The 612-nt window shown below is 63.6% G+C and carries 1 protein-coding gene; it reads left to right on the top strand.

Features of this window, described 5'->3' with window-relative positions:
• Positions 1–612, top strand: a 612-nt coding sequence (locus AKL29_RS27220) for an autotransporter-associated beta strand repeat-containing protein (RefSeq protein ID WP_193395256.1), incomplete at both ends; no start/stop codon positions are given.

Below are 612 nucleotides of genomic sequence, written 5' to 3'. Positions count from 1 at the left end.
TCACGATCAACGCCAATCTCACCGACGGCATTGGCGGACCGGCGATGGTGCAGCAGCTCGGCAACAGCACGTTGGTGCTCGCGGGCACCAATGCCTACTCCGGCGGCACGCTGATCTCCGCCGGCACCGTGCAGGTGACGAATGCGGATTCGGTCGGCACCGGCACCATCACGCTCAATGGCGGTACGTTCCAGATGCAGTCGCCGACGGTCTCGAGCATTGCCTTCGCCAACAACATCGCGGTCAATGCGGCCGGCGGCACGGTCGATGCGAACGGCGCCCAGGTCAATCTCCAGGGCGTGATTGCCGACGGTACCGGCGCCGGGGTTCTGCGCCTGATCGACTCGTCGGCGTCCGCGTTTTCCAACGTGCAGCTCTCCGGCGCCAACACCTATTCCGGCGGCACGCTGGTGGTCGATACGACCGTCGTCGTCAGCAACAACAGTTCGGTCGGGTCAGGCACCGTCACGCTCGACAATGCTTCGTTTCAGGCCGACGGCCTCAGCAACCTGACATTCAGCAACAACTTCAAGATCAACACGTCGGCCATCGGCAGCGCGATCGACGCCAATGGCGTCACGCTCACGATCAACGCCAATCTCACCGACGGCA

The organism is Bradyrhizobium pachyrhizi, assembly GCF_001189245.1.
GTDB lineage: Bacteria > Pseudomonadota > Alphaproteobacteria > Rhizobiales > Xanthobacteraceae > Bradyrhizobium > Bradyrhizobium pachyrhizi.
Note: the sequence above shows the minus strand (reverse complement) of the source record. Positions and strands in the feature narration are given on the sequence as shown.